Origin of the sequence: Microbacterium sp. B19 (assembly GCF_000333395.1) — a bacterium.
Taxonomy (GTDB): Bacteria; Actinomycetota; Actinomycetes; order Actinomycetales; family Microbacteriaceae; genus Microbacterium.
In genome coordinates this window covers 1-23,220 of record NZ_BADA01000060.1, presented here as the reverse complement: position 1 = coordinate 23,220, position 23,220 = coordinate 1, and the positions used below count along the sequence as shown (strand labels likewise).

At 69.6% G+C, this 23,220-nt stretch carries 23 protein-coding genes; 15 read left to right on the top strand and 8 right to left on the bottom strand.

Annotation, left to right across the window (positions count from 1 at the left end):
• Positions 1 to 4 precede the first annotated feature (4 nt).
• Positions 5 to 1,480, top strand: a complete 1,476-nt coding sequence (locus I5G_RS02215) for a DUF6379 domain-containing protein (RefSeq protein ID WP_022877598.1) — start codon at positions 5 to 7, stop codon at positions 1,478 to 1,480.
• 147 nt (positions 1,481 to 1,627) lie between these two features.
• Here I5G_RS02215 and I5G_RS20100 read toward each other — a convergent pair whose 3' ends face one another.
• The 4 genes from I5G_RS20100 to I5G_RS02195 form a co-directional block, all read right to left on the bottom strand.
• Positions 1,628 to 2,260, bottom strand: coding sequence for a TetR/AcrR family transcriptional regulator (locus I5G_RS20100; RefSeq protein ID WP_022877597.1), 633 nt, complete (start codon positions 2,258 to 2,260; stop codon positions 1,628 to 1,630).
• 14 nt (positions 2,261 to 2,274) lie between these two features.
• Positions 2,275 to 3,711: a hypothetical protein gene (locus I5G_RS02205; RefSeq protein WP_022877596.1), complete on the bottom strand. Its 1,437-nt coding sequence runs from the start codon at positions 3,709 to 3,711 to the stop codon at positions 2,275 to 2,277.
• Positions 3,712 to 3,731: 20 nt separating this feature from the next.
• A complete protein-coding gene (locus tag I5G_RS20095; protein WP_022877595.1) occupies positions 3,732 to 4,895 on the bottom strand; it encodes an FAD-dependent monooxygenase in 1,164 nt (387 codons plus the stop codon).
• Positions 4,896 to 5,072: 177 nt separating this feature from the next.
• Positions 5,073 to 6,011 carry a LysR family transcriptional regulator gene (locus I5G_RS02195; protein WP_026095585.1) on the bottom strand — a complete coding sequence of 313 codons (939 nt, stop codon included), beginning with the start codon at positions 6,009 to 6,011 and terminating at the stop codon, positions 5,073 to 5,075.
• Between the two features lie 224 nt (positions 6,012 to 6,235).
• Between I5G_RS02195 and I5G_RS02190 the strand changes: the two genes are divergently transcribed.
• The 14 genes from I5G_RS02190 to I5G_RS02125 all read left to right on the top strand — a co-directional run bounded on the left by I5G_RS02190 (position 6,236) and on the right by I5G_RS02125 (position 19,820).
• The gene (locus I5G_RS02190; RefSeq protein ID WP_022877593.1) at positions 6,236 to 7,528 is read left to right on the top strand and encodes an extracellular solute-binding protein; all 1,293 of its coding nucleotides are present in this window, start codon (positions 6,236 to 6,238) and stop codon (positions 7,526 to 7,528) included.
• 74 nt (positions 7,529 to 7,602) lie between these two features.
• Entirely contained in the window at positions 7,603 to 8,571 is a 969-nt protein-coding gene (locus I5G_RS02185; RefSeq protein WP_022877592.1) for a carbohydrate ABC transporter permease, read from the top strand.
• Position 8,572: 1 nt separating this feature from the next.
• Positions 8,573 to 9,409, top strand: coding sequence for a carbohydrate ABC transporter permease (locus I5G_RS02180; RefSeq protein ID WP_022877591.1), 837 nt, complete (start codon positions 8,573 to 8,575; stop codon positions 9,407 to 9,409).
• A gap of 71 nt (positions 9,410 to 9,480) precedes the next feature.
• Complete coding sequence (locus tag I5G_RS02175; RefSeq protein ID WP_022877590.1) at positions 9,481 to 10,275, top strand: TIM barrel protein; 795 nt, start codon at positions 9,481 to 9,483, stop codon at positions 10,273 to 10,275.
• Complete coding sequence (locus I5G_RS02170) at positions 10,272 to 11,786, top strand: GMC oxidoreductase (RefSeq protein ID WP_022877589.1); 1,515 nt, start codon at positions 10,272 to 10,274, stop codon at positions 11,784 to 11,786. The genes I5G_RS02175 and I5G_RS02170 overlap by 4 nt, the downstream gene beginning before the upstream one ends.
• An 89-nt stretch (positions 11,787 to 11,875) precedes the next feature.
• Entirely contained in the window at positions 11,876 to 12,283 is a 408-nt protein-coding gene (locus I5G_RS02165) for a DUF6379 domain-containing protein (protein WP_022877588.1), read from the top strand.
• Positions 12,280 to 13,383, top strand: a complete 1,104-nt coding sequence (locus tag I5G_RS02160) for a sugar phosphate isomerase/epimerase (protein WP_022877587.1) — start codon at positions 12,280 to 12,282, stop codon at positions 13,381 to 13,383. The genes I5G_RS02165 and I5G_RS02160 overlap by 4 nt, the downstream gene beginning before the upstream one ends.
• Positions 13,384 to 13,402: 19 nt before the next feature.
• Positions 13,403 to 14,437, top strand: a complete 1,035-nt coding sequence (locus I5G_RS02155) for a sugar phosphate isomerase/epimerase (RefSeq protein ID WP_022877586.1) — start codon at positions 13,403 to 13,405, stop codon at positions 14,435 to 14,437.
• A 26-nt stretch (positions 14,438 to 14,463) separates the two neighbouring features.
• The gene (locus tag I5G_RS02150) at positions 14,464 to 15,246 is read left to right on the top strand and encodes a nuclear transport factor 2 family protein (RefSeq protein WP_022877585.1); all 783 of its coding nucleotides are present in this window, start codon (positions 14,464 to 14,466) and stop codon (positions 15,244 to 15,246) included.
• A gap of 8 nt (positions 15,247 to 15,254) precedes the next feature.
• Positions 15,255 to 15,671 carry a DUF6379 domain-containing protein gene (locus I5G_RS02145; RefSeq protein WP_022877584.1) on the top strand — a complete coding sequence of 139 codons (417 nt, stop codon included), beginning with the start codon at positions 15,255 to 15,257 and terminating at the stop codon, positions 15,669 to 15,671.
• Positions 15,668 to 16,858, top strand: a complete 1,191-nt coding sequence (locus I5G_RS02140) for a Gfo/Idh/MocA family protein (RefSeq protein ID WP_022877583.1) — start codon at positions 15,668 to 15,670, stop codon at positions 16,856 to 16,858. The genes I5G_RS02145 and I5G_RS02140 overlap by 4 nt, the downstream gene beginning before the upstream one ends.
• Positions 16,859 to 16,869: 11 nt before the next feature.
• Positions 16,870 to 17,874 carry a sugar phosphate isomerase/epimerase gene (locus I5G_RS02135; RefSeq protein WP_026095584.1) on the top strand — a complete coding sequence of 335 codons (1,005 nt, stop codon included), beginning with the start codon at positions 16,870 to 16,872 and terminating at the stop codon, positions 17,872 to 17,874.
• A 1-nt stretch (position 17,875) separates the two neighbouring features.
• Entirely contained in the window at positions 17,876 to 18,739 is an 864-nt protein-coding gene (locus tag I5G_RS02130; RefSeq protein WP_022877581.1) for a ThuA domain-containing protein, read from the top strand.
• Positions 18,740 to 18,833: 94 nt separating this feature from the next.
• Positions 18,834 to 19,820, top strand: a complete 987-nt coding sequence (locus I5G_RS02125; RefSeq protein ID WP_022877580.1) for a Gfo/Idh/MocA family protein — start codon at positions 18,834 to 18,836, stop codon at positions 19,818 to 19,820.
• A gap of 92 nt (positions 19,821 to 19,912) precedes the next feature.
• On the opposite strand, the gene I5G_RS02120 is transcribed toward I5G_RS02125, so the two are convergent.
• The 4 genes from I5G_RS02120 to I5G_RS02105 form a co-directional block, all read right to left on the bottom strand.
• Positions 19,913 to 20,884: a sugar phosphate isomerase/epimerase gene (locus I5G_RS02120; RefSeq protein WP_022877579.1), complete on the bottom strand. Its 972-nt coding sequence runs from the start codon at positions 20,882 to 20,884 to the stop codon at positions 19,913 to 19,915.
• Positions 20,884 to 21,840, bottom strand: a complete 957-nt coding sequence (locus tag I5G_RS02115) for a sugar phosphate isomerase/epimerase (RefSeq protein WP_022877578.1) — start codon at positions 21,838 to 21,840, stop codon at positions 20,884 to 20,886. Before I5G_RS02115 ends, I5G_RS02120 begins: the two co-directional genes overlap by 1 nt.
• Entirely contained in the window at positions 21,837 to 22,850 is a 1,014-nt protein-coding gene (locus I5G_RS02110; RefSeq protein WP_022877577.1) for a restriction endonuclease subunit R, read from the bottom strand. Before I5G_RS02110 ends, I5G_RS02115 begins: the two co-directional genes overlap by 4 nt.
• On the bottom strand, positions 22,847 to 23,220 hold a 374-nt coding region (locus I5G_RS02105; RefSeq protein ID WP_022877576.1), incomplete at its 5' end, for a hypothetical protein. The genes I5G_RS02110 and I5G_RS02105, both read right to left, overlap by 4 nt.

Genomic DNA, 23,220 nt, shown 5'->3' with positions numbered 1-23,220 from the left:
CGCCGTGCCGAACGGACTGATCCACGACGACAGCCTCCGTCCCCACCCGGACGGTCTCGCGCTGCGGCTGACGATCCCCTGGTACCGCAGCCTGTGGCTGTCGTCGGTCACGTCGCTCGACCTCTCCGTCGACGGGGAGCGAGTGGATGCCAACGACCTCCAGTTCGAACTCGGCGACCGCCGCTACCGGCTCGACGAGCTGCCCGAGCAGAGCGAGACGCTGTGGTTCCTGCAGCAGCACCCGACGCTGGTGGCCCGTCTCGCCGAGCCCGTCGCCCTCGGCGAGACGCACGAGGTCGTGCTGCACGGCGAGCTGCGCCTGCCGTACATGCAGATCGCGCCCGGGGTCGACGGCGGACCCGGGATGTACGTCCCGAACGTGGTCCACGACGTGAAGACGCTGACGGTCGTCGACGCGGATGCCACGCCCCCGGCGCTCGTGCACGAGGTGGCGCCCGCGCCCCCCGCGACCGACGACGACCCGTTCCAGCTGGGGCTGACGCTGTACTCCGCCAGTGCGGAGTTCCGCGCCGGATGGTACGACTTCGACGGCCTGCTCGACCGGGTCGCGGAGCTCGGGATCGGACCGGGCATCGAGATCGTGGCATCCCAGATGGTCCCGACCTATCCGGTCGTCGGCGACGACTTCGTGCGCACGTGGCGCGCGGCGTTCGACCGGCACGGGTTCGTCGCGAGCTCGTTCGGGGCCAACCTCGACATGGGGCGCCGGCGCGATCGCGACATGACGCCGGACGAGGAGTTCGCCTTCTCGACCCTCATGTTCGAGGGGGCGAAGAAGCTCGGATTCCCGCTCGTGCGCATCCAGTCGGCCAAACCCGACCTGCTGCGCCGGCTGCTGCCGATCGCGGAGGACCTCGAGCTGAAGCTGGCGTACGAGATCCACGCGCCGATGGGCCCTAACGCCGATCCGATCCTGCGCGTGCGCGAGACGTACGCCGAGCTCGACTCGCCGCTGCTGGGATTCGTCGCCGACTTCTCCTCGACCATGCACGCGATGTCGCCGACCCTGCTGCGGGCCGTCCGCCGCGCGGGCCTCGACGACGACGCGGTCGCGCGTCTCCAGGAGATCTGGGCGACGGATGCCACCATGCAAGCGCGTCAGCAGGAGTTCCTCGGCTACCTCCGCGGCCGGGACTTCGACCCGGGGCGCCTCGGCGCGTTCGCGCACCTCGCGTTCAACATGCACGGCCGCGTCGACCCGCGCGAGTGGGCCGACATCATGCCGCAGATCCTTCACGTGCACGCCAAGTTCTACGACATCGACGACGACGGCCAGGAGCCGGCGATCGACTACCCCGAACTCGTGCGCGTGTTCGTCGAGGGCGGGTACCGCGGCTTCTGGTCGAGCGAGTGGGAGGGCCACGCGTTCGCCGAACTCGGCGAGGTCGACCCGCTGCTGCTCGTGCGGCGCCAGCACGACCTCATCCGCGCCTCGATGCGGGCGGTGCCGGCAGTCTGACCGGTCAGCCCCTCAAGAATCCTCTAAACGTGCTAATCGGAGGCTGAGATTGGTGCATTTGGCGGAAAGAAGGGGTCTTGGTCGTGGTCCCTATCGCTCCGCCAGCGGACTCGAATCGTCCGGTGACAGGACGGTCCTTGCCCCGCTTTAGTCCGCCGACACCGTGAGGTAGACCGTGCGTGACAGCCGGTCGAGGAGGTCGGGCCAGGCGTAGGTGTCGTGCGGGCTCGCCGTCGCGGTCACGCCGAGGCCGAGGTAGCGCACGCACAGGCTGTAGAAGATCTCGAACGCCCAGTGGGCCCTGTCCGGTGCCAGCTCGACGCGATGCTCCTCGGCGGCCGCCAGTAGGGCGCGGATGAACACCCCCTGCCCGGCATCACCGGACACGCGCCCGCGCTCGAGGATCTCGGCATCCTCCACGCCCAGCAGGAAGAACGGCGACAGCAGGTCGCGGTTCTCGCGCAGGATCGCCGCGTAGGCGGTGACGATCGCGGACGTCGCCGCCGCGAAGCTCGCGGCCCCCACGCCGGCCGCGCCGACGCGCTCCGCGGTCTCGCCGTCGAGGCGGTCGAACTCCTGGCTCTGGATGAGCCTCAGCAGCCCCGCCTTGCTGGACACCCGGCCGTAGATCGACCCGATGGACACCTCGGCCCGTGCGCTGACCTCGGCGAGCGAGAACTGACCGGTCCCGCGCTCGTGCAGGAGCTCGAGGACCGCGGCCCGCACCTTCGCGAAGGAGTCGCGGCTGCGCTGCTGCTTGGGCTCGGATACACCGCGCACGGGAACTCCCGTCCTCAGGCCGTCAGTTCCACGAGGATCGCGGACTGCGGCGGCAGGGGAACGTCCAGCTGGAGCGCGCCCGTGTCGGACACCGTCACCGGCTGCGGGCCGTGGGCTACGCCGTCCAGCGACGTGATGGTCGCGTGCACCGTGGCATCCGTCCAGGGAAGGTTGTGGACCTCGATGCGCACGGACTCCACCCCCGCAGATGCCAGCTCCCGACGCTGTGGGGGCAGGGTCAGCCCCAGCTCGATCCGCTGCTCGCCGATCGGGATGCGGAACGTGAAGCGGTCCTCCTCGCGCGGCGCGAGCGCACTGTCGGGGGCGACGTAGTTCGCCACCAGGACCCGCACGGTGTCTCCGTCGCGGCCGGCGGCCACCGCCAGGCCCGACTCGTCCCCGCCCGAGGCGGCGAGACGTCGCCCGGTCAGGGCGCGTCCGGCCAGGGCCAGCGCGTGGGAACGCTCATCCGGGTTGCCGTCGACGTCGCCGACCCCGCCCGGGTCGACGAAGCCGTAGTGCGGGTCGCGTCCGCTGTCGGCGCGGAAGAAGAACGCGTGGTCGATCACCGTGTCCTGCAGGTAGATCGCCGTCGCGGCCTGGAACGCGCCCTTCTCGGCGGCCGGTGCGGAGCTGCTGGGAACCGCGAGGTAGTTCCAGTACGAGAGCGCCAGGTCGGTGTCGGTGAACCCGTGCCGGTCGAGCACCTCCCGCAGCTGCTGGGACACGTAGCGGTAGTCCAGCGGATCGCGGCTGCCGTCGGTGAACCACAGGAACGAGAAGAAGTGGAGGGGGAGGTCGTTCTCGCGCACGAACTCCAGGAAGCCCTCGCGGTAGGGCGCGTCGGCTTCGAGCGCGAAGGCGAGGGAGGGGCCGCCGACCGTCAGGGTGGCATCCACTCGGAAGACCGCCTCGCAGAACGCGCGGTACATCGCGTAGAACTCCTCGGGCTGCCCCGCGAAGTGCAGAGGTCCGAAGTCGGGCTGGTCGCCGAACTCGTAGATGCGGATGGGCTTCGCGGGCCCGCCGGCCCACCCCTGGGAGTAGTGGCGGACGATGTGCTCGACGACCCGTCCGTAGAGCTCGACGTCCTCGGCCGGGAGCTTGTTCTTCGGGATGGAGCTGGCCACCGTGAACATGACCTCGGCGCCGATCGCGTGCACCGCGTCCACCCACTGGTCGCTCGCGGTGAAGTTGTAGCTCGCCGGGTCGTCGGGATCGGCGCTCCAGTCGGGGAACAGGCTCGTCGGGTTGTCGCGGGTGTCCAGGCGCGAGACCCAGTCGAACGAGCGGACGACCGTCACCCCGGCCTCGCGCCACAGGGGCGTCATGTCGGGGAATTCGGGGTATCCCTCGGCGGGGCCGGGGACACCGCCGACGCCGTTCAGTGGCCGGAAGGCGCTCTCGCGGGCGGCATCCACGACGAGGGTGCGGGTGGGGGTGTGCGACACGTGCGTCTCCTCGGAGGGTCTCAGTAGGGCATCCGCAGGAGGCGGTTCGCGTACTCGTTGGCGATGGGCTCGTCGTGGCGGAGGTGCTCGATGCGCGCGCGGTAGGTCTCCTCGGTGACGGAGTCGAACTCCTCGAGCATCGACTCGATCGACCGCTCGTGCACCGCGCGCACGCGCGGAAGGCGGCGCTTCATGAAGTTGAGCTGCGCGTCGAGCAGGGACTGGTCCTTCGCGAGTTCCTGCGCGAGCACGACCCCGTCCTCGATGCTCATCGCCGCCCCGGACCCGAGGTACGGGGTCATCGTGTGCGCCGCGTCGCCGAGGATCATCACGCGCCCGCGGAACCACGGGTACGGCACCCACACGGTCGAGTAGGGCGTGTAGGCCACGTTCTCGGCGTGCCGGACGTCTTCGAGCGCGTCGGACAGGAACTCCGACCCGCGGGTCAGGTCGGCCGCGCGGTCGTGCATGATCTCGGCCATCTTGCTCGCGTCGTAGCGCGGGCGCCCCTCCTCCGCCACGGTCAGCACCATGTACATGAGGTCTTCCGACAGGGGCGTGAGCATGATCTTGCCGCCGTAGCCCTGGCAGATGATCGGCTGCATGATCTTGCGGCGGTTCGGGAGTCCCGCGCGCCACGCCACCCCGCCGACCGGGCGGGGAGCGTACTTCTCGCCGAAGTACTCGCGACGGATCTGCGAGTGGAGCCCGTCGAAGCCGAGCACGAGGTCGTAGTCGGCGCGGTCGCCCGAGCTGAACGTGACCGTGGCCTTGTCGGCATCCTGGGCGATGTCGGCGACGGTCGTGCTCATCCGGAACGTGCACCCGTTGGCGAGGGCGTGCTTCGCGGCGAGCTCGAGGAAGGCGATCCGCGACATCGTCACGCAGCCGGGGAGCCCCTCGTCCCGTGTCCCGTAGCTCATGGTGCTGAGGAGGTTGCCGTCGGCGTCGTAGTTGTCGATCCCGGGGGCCGGGTGGCCGATCTCGAGGACGTCCTCCAGGAGACCGATGTCCCGTACCGCGCGCAGGCCGTTGATGCGCAGGCCGAACCCGACGCCGGCGACGCTGATCTCGGGTTTGTCGTCGATGACGTCGACCTTCGCGCCGATCCGGGCGAGGGCCGAGGCCGTGCTCAGGCCTCCGATCCCGGCGCCGACGATCAGGATCCTCAAGGGGTGTGCCATGGCGTGCTCCTCTCTGAGCAGACATCGGGCGTCGACGCGGTGCTCGCCGGGGCGCGATTACCGAATCAGGACGATGGTTCGGATTTCGAGAGTAGCCACGACCCCCGGCGAACGGCGACCGATGGGGGCGGTGGCTTCCCGATGCGGTCCATCACCGTCCCTGATGCGCCGCCGGTGTCACTGCGGCGTGTGCCCCGCGGCGATGAGTCGGCCGGCCTCGGCGAAGAGCCCTCGCATCCATTCGTGCTCGGGATCCCGCGTGTGGGATGGATGCCACCACAGCGCGCTCACCAGGGGCGTCGCCACGAACGGGAGCGGAACGACACGGATGCCGCCGATGCGCAGGAGATGCGGCGCGAGGGCCGACTGCACGAGGCCGACGCGGCGGGTGCCGCTGACGAAGTGTCCGACCGAGAGGAAGCTCTCCAGGACCACCTCGATGTGCGGCTCCACGCCGAGCTGCTGGATCTGGCGCGCCGCGGACGTGAACGCGGAGCGCGACTGGAAGGTCAGCACCCAGGGGAGGTCCGCGAGGTTCTTCATGGTGAGTTCCGCGCCGACCTCGGTGTTGTCGTCGGACACGACCGCGTACCAGTCGTCCTGCCACAGGTCGAGGTAGGGCAGCTCCGACACCGGGCCGTGGGGGATCACCATCGCGTCCGCCGAGCGCAGTCGCGTCGCGGCGTCCTCCACGATGCCGGGGTTGTGCAGCATGTAGCGGAACCGCACCCCGGGCGCGCGCTCGGCGGCGAGGCGCGACACGATCGTGCCGACGGTGACGAAGCCGTAGTCCGAGCCGTAGATCGAGAACTCGCGCGTCGATTCCGCGGGCGACCAGGACGCCTGGCTCTCGAACACGCGCCGTGCGGCTTCGAGCGCCGTCGTGGTGTGGTCGGTCAGGCGCACGGCGAACGGGGTGAGTTCGTACGTGTTGCCGCGGCGGGCGAGGATCTGGTCGTTGAAGTGGACCCGCAGCCGCGCGAGCGAGGCGCTCAGCGCCGGTTGGCTCAGGTGGAGGCGGTCGGCTGCTCGCGTGACGCTGCGCTCGGTCAGCAGGGCGTCGAGCGCGATGAGCAGATTGAGGTCGAGTCGCGACAGCGTCGCATGATCGGTCACCACGATGTGATCCTTCGCTCGGATATGCGTCCCGCCAGTGTATCCACCGTGTCTATGCGCCGCACGAGTGGCATCGTGGGGATGGATGCCAACGCTCCGGCGGGTCTTATGTGCTCTATCCGCAAGACTTATGTGCTTTTTCGGCGCATCCGTCTAATACTGAGGAACACAGCACAGGCGCTCCACCGAAGGGGCCGCCGACAACGTCGTCAGAAAGGCTGGCCATGACTCAACCCCGCCGTCGCGTCACGCGGCTCGTAAGTCTCCTCGCTCTCCCCGCAACCGCCGCCCTGGTCCTCGCCGGATGCTCCGGCTCCGGCGGTGGGGACGCCGGCTCGGGAGACGGGAAGTCCTTCACCTTCACGTTCGCCACCTCGAACAACCTCGAGAGCCCGTACCAGACGCTGGCCAACGAATACCAGCAGTCGCACGAGGGCGTCACGATCACCACGAACCCCACGCCGAACGACAAGTACGGCGAGACGATCCGCACGCAGCTGCAGGCCGGCAACGCCTCGGACGTCATCCAGACCACGCCCGGCTCGGGCGACGCCCGCAGCATCCTCCCGCTCGCGGAGGCCGGCTTCCTCGAGCCGCTCGGCGACACCGCGAAGAACCTCATCATCCCGGGCAGCGAGTCGGTCTACACCGTCGACGGCAAGATCTACGGCCAGCCCCTCGACTTCACGATCGGCGCCATCGTCGCGAGCCTCGGCACCGCCAAGATGAAGGGCCTCACCGACTTCCCGACCACGATGAGCGAGTTCACCGCGGCGTGCTCGTCGATGCAGGGTCAGGGTGCCTCGCTCCTCGCTCTCGCCGGCGCCGCCGGCCCCAACGTGGGTCTCACCATCCAGGGCATCTCGGCGACCCGTGTCTACTCGTCCACGCCCGACTGGAACCAGCAGCGCGCCGACGGCAAGGTGACCTTCGCCGGCAGCCAGGGCTGGAAGGACACCCTCCAGACCTTCGTCGACCTCAAGGACGCCGGCTGCTTCCAGCCCGGTGCCGAGGGCGGTGGCTTCGACGCCATCACCAACGGCCTCGCGCAGGGCACCTCGGTCGGCAGCTTCATCCCGTCCGGTGCCGCGGTCGAGATCTCCAAGGCGGCGCCGCCGGAGGCCGAGTTCGCCGTCGAGCCCTTCCCGGCCAAGAGCGGCAAGCCCATGGTCCTCGGCAGCTCGAACTACACCCTGTCGATCAACGCCAAGGCGAAGAACAAGCAGGCCGCGGAAGACTTCCTCGCCTGGATGGCCGAGCCCGAGCAGCAGCAGCGCTACTACGAGCTCTCCGGCGAGCTGCCGGTGTCGGCCTTCGACAAGCTCGACCTCAGCGGCACCATCTACGCCCCCGTGGCCGACCTGCTGAAGAACAAGCAGTACACGCCGCTGCCGAACAACATCTGGCCCAACCCCTCGGTCTACGAGGCGCTGCAGACCGGCGGCCAGGGACTGCTCACCGGTCAGACGACCATCGACCAGGTGCTCCAGAGCATGGACGCCGCCTGGGGCAACTGACCTCCTCCGCCGCCCGGGACCTGTGAGTACCCGGGCGGCGGAGCCGCACCCTTCCCCACGGAGACGAGGACGTCATGAGCACAACCCTTCGACCGAGCGAGGCTGCTCGGACCGAGACCGAACGCGTGGTGCTGCCGCGCCGGGGACGGCGCCGCGCGCCGGCTCCGCGACGCCCCGGACTGCTGAAGTTCGGCCACTGGTGGTGGGCCCTCCCCGGCATCCTCTTCGTCATCGGCATCCACTACGTCGCCACGAGCGTCGGCGGCTTCTTCGCCTTCACGAACTGGACCGGCATCGGCGCCTTCCAGCTGATCGGCCTCGACAACTTCGTCAAGATCTTCCAGGACCCCACCAAGCTCGGCGCCCTGGGGAACACGCTGTTCCTCGCCTTCGGCTCCGTGATCCTCAGCAACATCCTGGGCCTGGCCTTCGCGCTCGGCCTGAACCGCGGTCTCAAATCCCGCTACGTGCTGCGGACCCTCTTCTTCATGCCGGTGGTGCTCAGCCCCCTGGCGACCTCGTACATCTGGAAGTTCATCTTCGACTACAACGGTCCGCTCAACATCGCGCTGCGCGGGATGGGCCTCGGCAACGTGGCCCGCGCGTGGGTCGCCGACCCGACGTGGGCGATCTGGACCGTGCTGATCGTGCTGGTGTGGCAGAACATCGGCTTCGCGATGGTCATCTACATGGCGGGCCTGGCCGCGGTGCCGGTCGAGATCGAAGAGGCCGCGGCCATCGACGGCGCCAACCTCTGGCAGCGCTTCTGGCACGTGACCCTGCCGTCCATCCGCCCCGCCGTCGCGATCGCCACGACCCTCGGCCTCGTCAACGGCCTGCGCGTCTTCGACCAGATCATGGCCCTGACCGGCGGCGGTCCCGCCGCGGCCACCGAGACGCTGGCGACGCAGGTGTACAAGCAGTCGTTCGCCCTCGGCAACTTCGGCTACGGCGCAGCGCTCGCGCTGCTGCTGACGCTCATCATCCTGGTCTTCGCCGTCGTGCAGCAGCGCGTGACCGCCGGTCGTTCCGAGGAGTCCTGACATGTTCCGCTACACCAAGCTCACCGCGCTCCGCGAGTTCGGCTTCTGGCTCCTCGCGCTGGTGTTCCTCCTGCCGTTCTACTTCCTCATCACGACGGCGCTGAAGTCCGACCGCGAGGTCATCACGTCGTCGACCCTGGCGCCCCCGGCCGCCCCCGACTTCGGCAACTTCATCAAGGTCCTCACGGCCACCGGCAATTCCAACGTCGTGATGGGTCTCGTCAACAGCATCGTGATCACCGCCGGCAGCATCGTCCTGATGGTGCTCCTCGGGTCGCTGACCGGATACGTCATCGCCCGCAGCACCCGCCGCTGGAGCCGCGCCGTCTACTACCTGTTCCTCGTCGCGATCGTGCTGCCCACGCAGCTGGGCACCGTGCCGCTCTACATCGGAGCCCGCTCGCTCGGACTCACCGGCTCGGCCTGGGGCATGATCATCCTCTACACGGGGATGCTGCTCCCGCTGGCGATCTTCCTCTACGCCGGATTCTTCCGCGGGCTCGGCACCGAATACGAAGAGGCGGCCACCATCGATGGGGCGAACCGCACGCAGATCTTCTTCCGGATCGTCCTGCCGCTCATGTCGCCGGCCACCGGCACGGTCGCGATCCTCGCGGGCCTCATCGTGTGGAACGACTTCTTCACGTCGCTGATCTTCCTCGGCGGCTCCGCCAACCAGACCCTTCCGGTCGCCATGTACTACTACATCGGCTCGCTGGTGTCGGCCTGGAACCAGATCTTCGCGATCGTCATCGTCTCGATGGTGCCGATCCTCGCCTTCTACCTCTTCGCGCAGAAGCGCTTCATCCAGGGCTTCGCCGGCGGCCTCAAGGGCTAGGGCGCACCCCGATGGATGCCAGGACCCCTGGCATCCGTCGGTCGTCGCGCCCGCACAACGAAAGGACCCCCATGTACCAGCTCGCTCCGAACATCGAACTGCTCTTCACCGAGGCCGGCGACTACCACGACCGCGTGCGCGCGGCGGCCGCCGCCGGCTTCGACGCCGTCGAGTTCTGGGGGCCGACCGGCGTCGACGCGCCCGCGACCCCGAAGGACCTCCCGGCCCTCAAAGCCGCGCTGGAGGAGACCGGTACGCAGCTCACCGCGCAGCTCGCCGAGCCGCGGACCCAGTTCATGATCCCGCCGTGGGACCACTCGGAGTTCTACCGCAAGCTCGACGAGGGTGTCGCGATCGCCCAGGACCTGGGCTGCCCGCGCATCGTCGTCGGCAGCGGCACGGGCTTCGGCGGCTGGAAGCGCCAGGTGCAGCTCGACAAGCTGATCGAGATCTACCGGAAGGCCGTCGCGCAGATCGACGGCTCGGGCGTGACGCTCGTGCTCGAGCCCGTGAACGTCCGCGTGGACCACCCGGGGTCGCTGCTCGACCGGACGTCGGAGGCCGTCTATGTCGCGCGCGGCGTCGACTCGCCGCAGTTCGGCGTGCTCTACGACATCTACCACTCGGCCGTCGAGGGCGAGGACATGGAGGCGGAGCTCGCGAACGCGGGCGACCTCGTCAAGTACGTGCAGCTCGCCGACGCCCCCGGGCGCGGGGAGCCGGGGACGGGCGACCTCGACTGGGCCGAGCGTTTCCGCCTCCTGCGCGCGAGCGGCTACGACGGGCCGATCGGCCTGGAGTACTACCCGACCACCGAGTCCGCGGCATCCGTCGCCCACATCGTCGAGCTGGGGCGGACGGCATGAGCGCGCGCGAGTACCCGGAATCGGTCGACGTCGCGATCGTCGGTAGCGGCCCGACGGGCGCCGCGTACGCCCGCGTGCTCTCGGAGCGCGCACCCGGCCTGACCGTCGCGATGTTCGAGGTGGGCCCGACCGTGTCCGACCCGCCCGGCGCGCACGTCAAGAACATCGCCGAGCCGGCCGAGCGCACGCGCGCGCAGGTGGCGTCCGAGGGCCCGGGGGAGCGCGGCGAGAAGGTCGCCAGCCCCGGTGCCGCCAAGGCCGGGGTGCGCGGGGCGCGTCCCGGAACGTTCCTGCTCGACGACGGTTACGTCTTCGAGGGCGAGGACGGCCTGCCGGTCGCGGCGATGTCGAGCAACGTCGGCGGCATGGCCGCCCACTGGACCGGCGCGTGCCCGTGGCCGAACGAGAGCGAGCGCATCGCGTTCCTCCCCGACATGGACGAGCTCCTCGTCGAGGCGGAGCGTCTCCTCGGAGTCACGCGGAACGCCTTCGATTCCGCCCCGTTCGGGGAGATCGTGCGCGAGCGTCTCGCGGCCGCGGTCGACGCCGGCCGTACCGAGGCGACGAAGGTGCAGCGGATGCCACTCGCCGTGCACCGGCGCGACGACGGCCGTCTCGTGTGGTCGGGCTCGGACGTCGTCCTGGGGGACGTAACGCGGGCGAACCCGGCCTTCACGCTCCTCGACGAGTCGCTCGTGACCTCGGTGGTGCTCGCCGACGGCCGCGCCGCGGGGGTGGTCGTGCGCGACCTCCGGTCGGGCGAGGAACACGAGATCGCCGCGCGGGCGGTCGTCGTCGCCGCCGACGCACTGCGCACCCCCCAGCTGCTGTGGGCGTCGGGCGTCCGCCCGGCCGCCCTCGGGCGCTATCTCAACGACCAGTCCCAGGTCGTCTACGCCTCGCGCCTGCGCGACGTCGCCCCGCTCGGGGACGACTCCCCGACGACGGGGCTCGCCGAGTACAGCGGCGTCAGCTGGGTGCCCTTCACCGACGCCGTGCCGTTCCACGGCCAGATCATGCAGCTCGACGCCTCGCCGATCGCGCTCGCCGAGGACGACCCGGTCGTCCCCGGGTCGATCGTCGGTCTCGGCCTCTTCTGCGCGAAGGACCTGCGGGCCGACGACCGGGTCGAGTTCGACGACGCGCACGTGGACGGGTACGGGATGCCGGCTCCCCGCATCCACTACGTCCTCACCGATCGCGACCACGAGGTGATCGAACGCGCCCGCGCGGAGATCACGCGTCTGGCCGAGGCGGTCGGCGACCCGGTCGGCGACCGGCCCTTCACCCTGCCGCTCGGCTCGTCGCTGCACTACCAGGGCACCACGCGCATGGGGACCGAGGACGACGGGACGAGCGTGTGCGACGTCGACAGCCAGGTCTGGGGCGTCCCGGGTCTGTTCGTCGCCGGGAACGGCGTCATCCCCACCGCGACGGCGTGCAATCCGACGTTGACGTCCGTGGCGCTGGCGGTCCGCGGGGCGCGCGCGATCGTGGCATCCCTCGTCTGATTCCTTGCTTATGCAGGAAACCGACATTAGACTGTAGAAATCAAGACAAAGAGGTCTGCGGCTTCGGCCGCACCGACGAGGAGGTCGCGGTGATCCCGGATCGCATCATCGAACAGGGCACGCTGAGCGTCCGCGACGGACGGGCGGCCGTCGAAGTCCGCCTTCCCTGGTACCGCGCGCTCCCGGCATCCTGCATCTCCGCCGCGAAGCTCACGATCGACGGCGCCGAGGCTCCGGCCGAGACGCTGCGCTGGCAGATGAACGGCGCGGAGTTCACGTTCGCCGAGATGAAGACGAACACCGAGCAGTGGTGGTTCCCCACCGACTCCGCCGTGCTCTCGGGCGACCTGGAGGTGGACGCCGGCGAGCACGAGGTCCGCGTCGACCTCGAGCTCTACATCCCGTACATCATCATCGCCGACGACCAGGTGCTCCACATCGAGGAGCACGACACCAAGACGATGACGGTCCGTCAGGCCGAGGAGGCGCTCGCATGACCGCGGCGAAGGGCACGCCCATCCAGGGCGTCACGCTGTACAGCTTCACCCGCGCGTTCCACGGGCGTGAGTACGACCTCGACCAGCTCATCCGCAAGACCGCGGCCGAGGGCTTCGGGCCGGGCCTCGAGATCATCGGGTTCTCCAGCTTCCGCGGCTTCCCCGAGATCGACGACCACTTCGCCGGACGCTTCTCCGACCTGATCGACGAGGTCGGCCTGGTCCGCACCTCGCTCGCGGTCAACGCCGACATCGGTCTGCGGCCGGACAAGCTCATGGACCAGGACGAGCTCATCGCCTACATGCGCCGCCAGATCGCGGCGGCGGCGAAGCTCGGTTTCCCGATCGCCCGCGTGCAGATCTCGCTCACGCCGGACTCGATGGAGGCTCTCGCGCCCATCGCCGAGGAGTACGGCGTGACCCTGGCGCTCGAGGTCCACGCCGACCAGTACGCCTCGCACCCGCGGATCCTCGCGCTCCGCGACCGCTACGAGCAGGTCGGGTCGCCGTTCCTCGGCTTCACGATGGACTGGGGCGCCACGGTCACCGGCTTCGCGCCTTCGCTCCTCGAGGCGTACCGACGCCGCGGCGCGTCGGAGGAGCTGCTCGCCGCCGTCGTCGCCCTGTGGGACGAGTACTACGAGCAGGGCCCGCCCGCCGACCAGGCCGACCACGGCCAGCGGTTCGGCCGGTTCATCGGCCTCTCGCACCAGTTCGGCCGTCCCGACCTCGGGATCGATCTCGGCATCAACGGCACGGGCCTCTTCGGCCCGGCGCGGGTCGACGACTGGCTCGAGATCATGCCGTGGGTGCGTCACGTGCACGGCAAGTTCTTCGGCATCGACGAGAACGGCCAGGAACCCTCGGTCCCCGTCGCCGACCTCATCACGCTGCTCGTCGACAACGGCTACAGCGGCGCGGTCTCGAGCGAGTACGAGGGCTGGCACTGGAACCACTGGCAGAGCCCGTTCGAGATCATCCGCGCCGAGCAGGCGATCCAGCGCACGGCCGCCGAGGCCGCCGGCTCCCGGATGATCACGGATGCCGCCGAGGCCCGGCGCGCCATCGACGCCCACCTGTCGCACGCCGTGCGCGCCTGACCCCCGAAAGGACACCGCCATGACGGACGGCATCGCCGGGACCGGCATCCAGCTCGGGACCACCCTCTACTCGATGACGAGCGAGTTCGCCGCGGGGCTGTACACCCCCGAGACGCTGATCCGCGAGGTGCACGACCAGGGCATCGGCCCGGGCGTGGAGTTCAACTTCGCGCAGCTGCTGCGGTCGTACCCCGACGTGGACGACGACTTCGTGAAGCTGTGGTTCGACTCGCTGGAGAAGTACGGCCTCGAGGCCAGCGCGGTCGGCACCAACCTCGACATGGGGCGCCGCAAGGACCGCGACATGACGCCCGACGAGGAGCACGACTTCTTCGCACGCCAGCTGAAGTCGGCGCACACGCTCGGCTTCAAGCGAGTCGTCATCCGTTCGGCCGGCAAGGAACTGCTCCGCCGCCTGCTGCCCCTCGCCGAGAAGTACGACCAGAAGCTGGGCTACGAGATCCACGCGCCCTCCGGCCCGAACGACCCGAAGGTGCTCGAGATCCGCGAGGTGTACGAGGAGCTCGGCAGCGACCGCCTCGGCTTCACCGCCGACTTCTCCTCGACCATGCACTCCCTCTCCCCGACGCTGCTGCGCACGCTCGGCCAGATGGGCATGGACGAGAAGCACTTCCCCGTTATGGACGAGATCTGGCACGAGCCGACCCCCATGCACGTGCGCAACCAGAAGTTCGAGGACTACCTCTCGGGAGAGGGTGTCGACCCGCTGCGTTTCGGGCCGTTCACGCGCCTCGCGTTCAACATGCACGGGCTGGTGGCGCCGGAGGAGTGGCTCGACATCATGCCGCAGATCTTCCACGTCCACGCGAAGTTCTACGACATCGGGGCCGACGGCCAGGAGCCCGCCATGGACATTCCGCGCATCGTGAAGCAATTCGTCGAGGGCGGATACCAGGGCTACCTCTCCAGCGAGTGGGAGGGCCACGCCTTCAGCGACCTCGGCGAGAGCGACCCGATCGACCTCGTCAAGAAGCAGCACGCCCTCATGCGCACCGCCATCGAAGAAACCGTCGCCGCGCGCCAGCCGGCCTGACACCCATCACCAACGAAGGAGTACCCGTGTCGAACACCACCACCGAGGCATCCATCTCGGACCTCGTCGCCGAGATCGCGCGCCTGCGCGAGCAGGTCGAGGCCGCCCAGTCCCTCGCGCAGCGCGCCGAGGACCGCGGACAGGTCGAGAACCTGTTCAACCGCTACATGTTCCTGCACAACGCGTTCGAGGACGAGCAGATCATCCCGATGTGGGTGAAGGAGGGCACCGAGGGCATCCGCGCGCGGTACACCAACGCCGGTCAGTACACGACGTGGCAGAGCGTGACCGACTACCACCGCGGGCGCCCCCACCCCGAGGGCAAGCTCATCCTCCACACCACCAACACCCCCGTGATCGAGGTCGCCGCCGACGGCAAGACGGCCAAGGGCGTCTGGCTCATGGCCGGCACCGAGTCGGGCCTGACCGACCCCAAGGTCGCCGAGGAGTTCCCCGACATGTACTCGCCCGACGAGGTGCTCGGCAAGAAGGTCTGGGCGCACTGGGTGTGGTGCAAGTACGCCATCGACTTCCTCAAGCAGGACGGCGAGTGGAAGTTCTGGAAGTTCCGCTGCTACGAGCTCGCCCGTGCCCCCTTCGAGGAGAACTGGGTCAGCTTCGGCCTGAAGAACCAGGGCGCGTTCGACCTCGACCTGATGTACTTCGGCGACGACGGCAAGCCGGTCTTCATGCCCCCGGCCGACGAGCCGGTGCCGTCGAAGAACCACCCGTACAGCCCCGAGACGACGCAGAAGCTCGAGCCCGTGCCCCCGGTCGCGCACGAGCACTTCGTCGACACCTTCGCCTAGGAGTCCCCGTGGCCACCCACAACTCGCTCTTCGCCGAGAAGGACGTCCGTCGTACCGACGACGGGCTCGCCGTCTCGGTGCAGCTGCCGTGGTACCGGAGCCTCTGGCTGTCGGCCGTCGACGGCGTCGCCGCCTCGGTGAACGGTGTCGCGGTCCCGACCGAGGACCTCCGGTTCTCGCTCGAGGGCCGTGAGTACCGCGTCGAGGAGCTGCCGGAGCAGTCCGACACCCTGTGGTTCGTCGCCGACCGCCCCGACGTGCTGATCCACCTCGACACGCCGCCCGCGGCGGGAGAGAAGATCACCGTCGAGGTCGTCCTGACGATGCGTCTGCTCTACATGCAGATCATGCCGGGCGTCGACGGCGGACCCGGCCGGTACGTCACGAACCGCGTGCCGGTCGAGCGCGAGTTGGTGCTGGCATGACCTCCGCCCAGCCCCTGCGCGTGGCGATGATCGGCTACGGCTTCATGGGGGCCGCGCACTCCGTCGGGTGGCGGCAGGCGCCGCATGTGTTCGATCTGGCGCGCCCGGTCGAGATGACGGTGGTCGTCGGTCGGAACGCGGATGCCGTGGCATCCGCCGCCGCGAAATGGGGCTGGGCGGAATCGGCCACCGATTGGCGCGAGGTGATCGAACGCTCCGACATCGACATCGTCGACATCGTGACGCCGGGCGACTCGCACGCCGAGATCGCGATCGCGGCGCTCGAGGCCGGCAAGCACGTGCTGTGCGAGAAGCCGCTGGCGAACACCGTGGCCGAGGCCGAGGCGATGGCCGAGGCGGCGGAGCGGGCGCGGGCGCGTGGCATCCGGTCGATGGTCGGATTCACGTACCGTCGCGTGCCGGCGGTGACGCTGCTGCGCGACATGATCGCCGAGGGGGCCGTGGGCACGGTGCAGCAGGTGCGCGCGGCGTACCGGCAGGACTGGCTCGTCGACCCCGGGATGCCGCTCGCCTGGCGCCTGCAGAAGGAGCACGCCGGTTCGGGGGCGCTCGGCGACATCGGTGCGCACATCATCGACATGACCCAGTTCGTCACGGGCCTCGGCGTCGACAGCGTCACCGGGACGCTCGAGACGATCGTGAAGCAGCGTCCGCTGCAGGCCGCCGGGTCGGGGCTGTCGGGCTCGGCCGGCGAGGGCGTCGGCGAGGTCACGGTGGACGACGCCGCGATCTTCACCGGGCGCCTGTCGAACGGCGCGCTGGCGTCGTTCGAGGCGACGCGCTTCGCGACCGGCCGCAAGAACGCCCTCACCATCGAGGTCTCGGGCGACCGCGGGGCGCTCGCCTTCGACCTCGAGGACCTCAACAGCCTGCGGTTCTACGACCGCACGGCCCCCGAGGGGTGCCAGGGCTTCACACAGATCCTCGTCACCGAACCCGTGCATCCGTACGTCGCGGCGTGGTGGCCCGCCGGTCACATGCTCGGCTACGAGCACGGCTTCACCCACCAGGTCGTCGACCTCGTCGCCGCGATCGACGGCGGGACCGACCCGCACCCGTCGTTCGCCGAGGGCCTCTCGGTGCAGCGGGTCCTCGACGCGGTCGAGCGCAGCTCCGCCGCGGCCGCCGCGTGGACGAGCGTGGCATCCCCCGTTCCGGTCTCCTGAAAGGTTTCGTCATGGCACGCCCGATCACCCTGTTCACCGGCCAGTGGGCCGACCTGCCCTTCGAAGAGGTCGCGCGTCTCGCGGGCGAGTGGGGCTACGACGGCCTCGAGATCGCCTGCTGGGGCGACCACATCGACGTCTCGCGCTGGGACGACGCCGAGTACGTGCAGTCGCGTCTCGACATCCTCGAGCGCAACGGCCTGAAGGTCTGGACCATCGCGAACCACCTCGTCGGCCAGGCCGTGTGCGATGACCCGATCGACGAGCGGCACCACGACATCGTGCCCGCCCGGGTGTGGGGCGACGGGGATGCCGAGGGCGTCCGGCAGCGCGCCGCGGAAGACCTCAAGAACACGGCGCGCTTCGCCGCGAAACTCGGGGTGAAGACGGTGACCGGGTTCACAGGGTCGTCGATTTGGAAGTACGTCGCGATGTTCCCGCCGGCCTCCGAGGCGATGATCGAGGCCGGCTACCGCGACTTCGCCGACCGGTGGAACCCGATCCTCGACGTGTTCGAGGAGGTCGGGGTCCGCTTCGCCCTGGAGGTGCACCCGTCCGAGATCGCGTACGACTACTGGACGGCGAAGAAGACCCTGGAGGCCATCGGCCACCGGAAGAGCTTCGGCTTCAACTTCGACCCGTCGCACTTCGTGTGGCAGCAGCTGGACTCGGTCGCGTTCGTCCTGGATTTTGCGGAGCACATTCTCCACGTGCACTGCAAGGAGTCGGTGACCAGCCTCGACGGCCGCAACGGCGTGCTCGGGTCGCACCTGTCGTGGGACAACCCGCGCCGCGGGTGGACGTTCGTCTCGACCGGGCACGGCGCCGTGCCGTGGGAACCGCTGTTCCGCGCGCTCAACGCGATCGGCTACGACGGCCCCACGAGCGTGGAGTGGGAGGACGCCGGCATGGACCGGCTCGTCGGCGGCCCCGAGGCCCTCGCCTTCGTCCGCAAGCTCGCCGAGATCACGCCGCCGCACCAGCTCTTCGACGCCGCGTTCTCGCGCAAGGACTGACGTGCTGAACGCTCTGATCCTCTCGGGGCACATGACCACCGAGCACGACAACGCCCACCGCAGCTTCCGCCTGCACAATCAGTGGATCACGACGCTCCTGGAGGACACCGGGCGCTTCAGAGTCCGCGTCGTCGAGGACCCGCGCGGGTTGCCGGCGAGCGTCATCGACAAGTACGACGTGCTGATCGTCGTGTTCGAGGGCCGAGACGGCTACCACGACATCGCGACCGGCTTCGGGGCGGAGACGGATGCCGCGATCCTCCGCTTCGTGCACGACGAAGGCAAGGGCATCGTGTGGTTCCACGGCTCCGCCGCCCAGGAGGACCGTTGGGGCTACCCCGAGGAGTACAACGTCATGCGCGGAGCCAAGCTCAGCGCGTGGGAGACGGGACTGCGCCCACGTCCGTGGGGCGAGGCGCTCCTGCGGACGGCCGAGCCCCGGCATCCCATCACCGAGGGCATCAACGAGACGTGGACCGTGACCGGTGACGACATCCTCGTCGGCGTGCAGATGTACGAGGGCGCCCAGGTGCTGCTGACGACGTTCGACGACCTCGAGGCGTACGAGAAGGCGCCGGTGTGGCCGATGTCGCATTACCCCGTCGACATCCCGCCGGAGGGCATCGCGGCGCTGCCGGGCATCAACACCGACCAGCCGCTCGCGTGGATCAACGAGTACGGCGCGGGCCGGTCGTTCACGATCACGATCGGGCACGACATCGACACGTTCCGGCGCATCGAGTTCATCCGGATGTTCCCGCGCGGTGTCGAGTGGGCCGCGACCGGCGAGGTCACGCTCACGGGCCCCGACCGCCGCGGCGACCGCCGCATCAACCCCTGGCCGTACTACAACGGCGAGGGGTGAGGCGGTCCGTGTCGGGCGATAAACGCCATTCGTTGCGAGACACTGTGCGTCTCGCCGTGTCTCGTGAGGAATCGCGTTTCTCGGTGGTGCGGGCGTGATCGGGATCGGCATCCTGGGAGCCGGCGGCATCGCGGAACGCGCGATGGTCGAACCGTCGCGGACGATCGACGGCGTCGAGGTCGTGGCCATCGGGGCGCGGGATCCGGAGCGGGCGCGCGTCTTCGCCGACCGGCTCGACCTCCCCGCGTGGGGCGACTACGACGCGGTGCTGTCCGATCCGCGTGTCGAGCTCGTCTACCTCGCGCTGCCGCCGATCGTCCACGCCGAGTGGGCGACGCGTGCCCTCGAGGCGGGGAAGCACGTTCTGTGCGAGAAGCCCCTGTCGGCGAACGGCACGACCGCCGCAGCCATCGCGGACACGGCGGATGCCAGTGGCCGACGCGCGTTCGTCGGCTTCCACTACCGCCTGCACCCGTTCATCGCGGACCTCCTCGCCACGATCGCGTCGGGGGTCCTCGGTGACGTGCAGCGGGTCGAAGTGGACTTCAGCATCCCGCACTTCGTCGTGAAGCCCGGCAACATCCGCCTCGACGGCGACCTCGCCGGAGGAGCCGTGATGGACGTCGGCTGCTACGCGGTCGATCTGCTCCGGGCGGCGTGGGGCGAGCCCGAGGTGGTCTCGGCGTCGGCGCGGACGTACGACACCGACCCCCGCATCGACCTGCAGACCGACGCCGAATTGCGGCTCCCGGCCGGCATCCCGGCCGCGGTCCGGGCGTCGTTCCTCGGCGACGACACCGGCGCGATGGAGGTGCGCGTCTTCGGGAGCGCCGCGTCGCTCCGGGCGACGAGCGTGATCGTGCCGCAGTGGGGCGCGACGCTGTCCGTGACCTCGCCCGAGGGCGCGGTGCTCCGCGAGGTCGCGGTCGACCCCGCCGAGAACAGCTACGCCCGGCAGCTGGAGCACCTGCGCGGCGCGCTGACCACCGGCGCTCCCAGCATCCTGGACGCGCGCCGTGCCGTCGGCACGATGCGCACGGTCGACGCGATCTACCGCGCCGCCGGGTTGTCGCCCCGCTGAGCGCGGTGCCATAGGGCGTGAGTCGCCAAGATTTGTCGCTTTCCGGCATGCCGAGGCGACAAATCCTGGCGACTCACGCGAAGGACGGAACCTCAGCCCAGCAGCGGCTGCAGCACCTTCTGCACGTACCATCCCGCGACCATCGTGCTCTCGGCGGGGTGGGGGCTCTGGTCGGACTCGACGACGATCCAGCCCCGGTAGCCGTGCTCGGCCAGCGCCCTGACGAAGCCCTCGAAGTCGACCAGCGCGCGCTCGTCGCTCGGCTCGTAGAACCAGCGCAGGATCTTGCGCGCACCGCCCTCCGTGCGGATGAACTGCTCCGCGTGCGGCGTCGACGCCTCGGCGTCGTCCACGGTCTCGCGGGCGTCCTTCAGCTGCACGTGCACGACGCGGTCCGCGTACCGCCGGTACAGCGCGACCGGGTCGATCCCGGCGATCGCGTACTCCGCGGTGTCGATCGCGAGCCCGACTTTCGCGGGATCCGTGGCGGCGAGCAGACGATGGATGCCATCCTCCAGACGCAGCGCGGAGAGGAAGTCCACGTGCAGGCCGAGGGCGATGCCGTCCGCGGCGACGGCCGAGCCGACCGTGTTCCACAGGTCGGCGAGCACGCCGATCTGCTCGTCGGAGAGCGGGCCCGTCTGCCACGCCGACGGCGCAGCACGCACCACCAGCACACTGCCGCCGAGGCGGCGCAGGGCATCTGCGAACCACCGGGCGGTGCGCACGATCTGATCCACCGACTCCGGGTTCAGCGGGTCGGGGCCGCGCCCCATCTCGACCTCGAAGCCCACGGAGGGGTCGTACACGTAGCTGCTCACGGCCTCGAGCGCGCACGCGGACAGCACCTCGCGGAACCCCTCGAGGGAGCCGTAGAGGTCGGCGATCTGCTGCGGCGTCCCGAGCGGCTCCCACGCGCCGAAGCTCACGGCGGTGAGCTCCACGCCCGAGAAGCCGCTGATCGACACGGTCTTGAACGCGCGCTCGTGCTCGCGCTTGCGCACGAACGAGTCGATGTTCGTGTCCCACTGGTTGACGGCGTAGGCCCAGCGCACGTCGCTCATCACGCCACCTTCTCGTTGTAGATGCCGTCCAGCACGTTCTTGGCGTACCAGCGCGAGATCGCGGTGCTCTCGGCGTAGTCGCCGCCGAGCTTGTCGGCCTTGTCGTGCTCGACGCTGATCCAGCCGGTGTACCCGTTGTCGCGCACCGAGCGCATCATCGCCTCGAAGTCGACGAGCCCTTCATCGGTGCCCATCTCGTAGAACCATTTCTCGGTCGTCTTCGCCGAGACCTCGGCATCCGGGAACATCCGATAGTCGTCGTTGACGTCCTTGTGGCGGGTGTCCTTGAAGTGGAAGCCGGTCACGCGCTCGTGGTGCTTCTCGTACACGGCGACCGGGTCGACGTCGGCGATGCAGTGCTGCGCGGTGTCGACGAAGAACTTCACGTAGCGCGGGTCGGCGTACGAGTAGAAGCGGTCGATCTGGTCGCGCGTGCGGATGCCGGCGTAGAACTCGTGGTGGCAGGTGAGGTTGACGCCGTACTGCTGCGTCAGCTCGCCGACCTTGCCCCAGATGTCGGCCGCGTGCTTGAGGCCGTCGTCGGGCACGCCGGCCTCGTCGAAGTAGCGCGACCCGGGCATCACGATGATGTTGTCGAGCTGGATGCCGGACCACATGTCCAGCGTCCGCTGGAAGTCCTCGAGGATCGTGGCGTGCGTCGCGGGCACCTCGGGCGCGTAGCGGTCGGGGGAGTAGTAGACGCCGTGGAACGTGTTGACGATCCGCTCGAGGCCCTGCTCCTGCACGAACTCCTGGTAGTTGGCCACCGACCCGTACTGCTCGAAGATCTGCCAGATCCGGAAGTCGAACGTGTCGATCGCGTCGAACCCGACCGCCGCGACCTGCTGCAGGAAGCGCTTCATCGCGAGGCGCGACTGCCATTGGTCGTAGGGTCCGGCGGGTCCTTGGGCCCGCCAGTGGTCCATATAGCTCCACTTGATGGGTCGATCGGTCATGGCGTGCTCGCTTTCTGCAGCGTTTCGGAGGGGTGACGGTCGGAGAGGAGACCGGCGGCCAGCGAGAGATGACGCGAGGTCGTCTCCCACGGGTCGTCGTCGAGCCACTCCTGGCCGCCCCACTCGCTGCAGAGCGTGCCGGTGAAGCCCGTCGCGGCGAGGGCGGTGCCCACGTCGCGGATCGGGTCGGAAATTCGATCGTCGGCGTCGTCGAGATCCCAGAACTTCAGGTGGACCCCGCCGAGCAGGGGCAGGACGGATGCCACATCGGCGATGTCCGAGCGCCCGAAGCGGACGAGCAGGTTCATGTACAACGTGTGCACCGGCCCCGGGACGCGCCCCGACCGCAGGTGGTCGATGACGGCGCCGTGGGTCTCGGGCTCACGCCAGTGGTCGCGCAGGCGCGCCACGAGAGCCGGGTCCACGCCACCGCGAGAGAGGGCGTCGAGGTAGGACACGGGGAGCGCCGGCATGAGCATGCTGATGTCCAGCAGCAGCCGGACGCGCTGGCTGTCGATCGCCGCGATCCGCGCGTACGCCTCGGGTACCGCGGCGGGAGTCCCGTGGCCCTGAGCCTCCTCGTACAGCACGAGGTCGTGCTCCTCGAGCAGCGGCAACGCGCGCTCGAGGAGCGCGCCCGCCTGGCCGAGGGGGAGACGCACGCCCTGCGCGCCGAGCGCGGCGGAGGTGCGCAGCTGCGGTTCGAGGAACGCCAGGCGCTCGTCGTCGGTGCGGCGGTGACGCCCGTCCCACTCGTCGATGCTCACGCCGACGATGCTCACGCGTCCGCCGGCGGCGTCGAGGCGGTCGCGCAGGGCGCGGGCCTCGGCGAGCGTGGCCGCCGGATAGCCGCGCCACAGCTGCCCGAGCTCCACCTCGATCGCGGAGGCGAGGCCGCGTTCGACGAGCGTCAGGGCGAGGTCGGGCGCCGTGCGCTCGGCGCGCACGACCTCGGGCGTGAGGTTGAACGCGCTCGCCGACAGCGTCCAGCCCGCGGGCAGCGCGCTCACGCGACGCTCCCGACGTCGCGCGAGACGCCCGTCGTCGGGGTCTCGGTGTCCAGCGCACGGGTGAAGAAGAAGGGAAGGGCGAGGGGCCCGTCGGGTCCGCCGTCGAGGTACGGCACCTCGAGACGGAAAGACACCGACACCTCGTGGATGCCAGGACTCGCGGCATCCGTCACGTGCAGGGCGACGCGGTCCTGTACGTGCCACCACCGGGTCTCGGACTCGAGGGCGGCGGGGTCGACGCGGCGGTCGCCGAGCTGGACCGTCGCGGGCAGGGGACGACCGTCGATCCGCACCGCGGGCTCGACGAGACCGGCGAGGGGGAGCGAGCGGATCCACGGGAGGGAGAGCCGCAGAGCGTACCCGTCGGGGA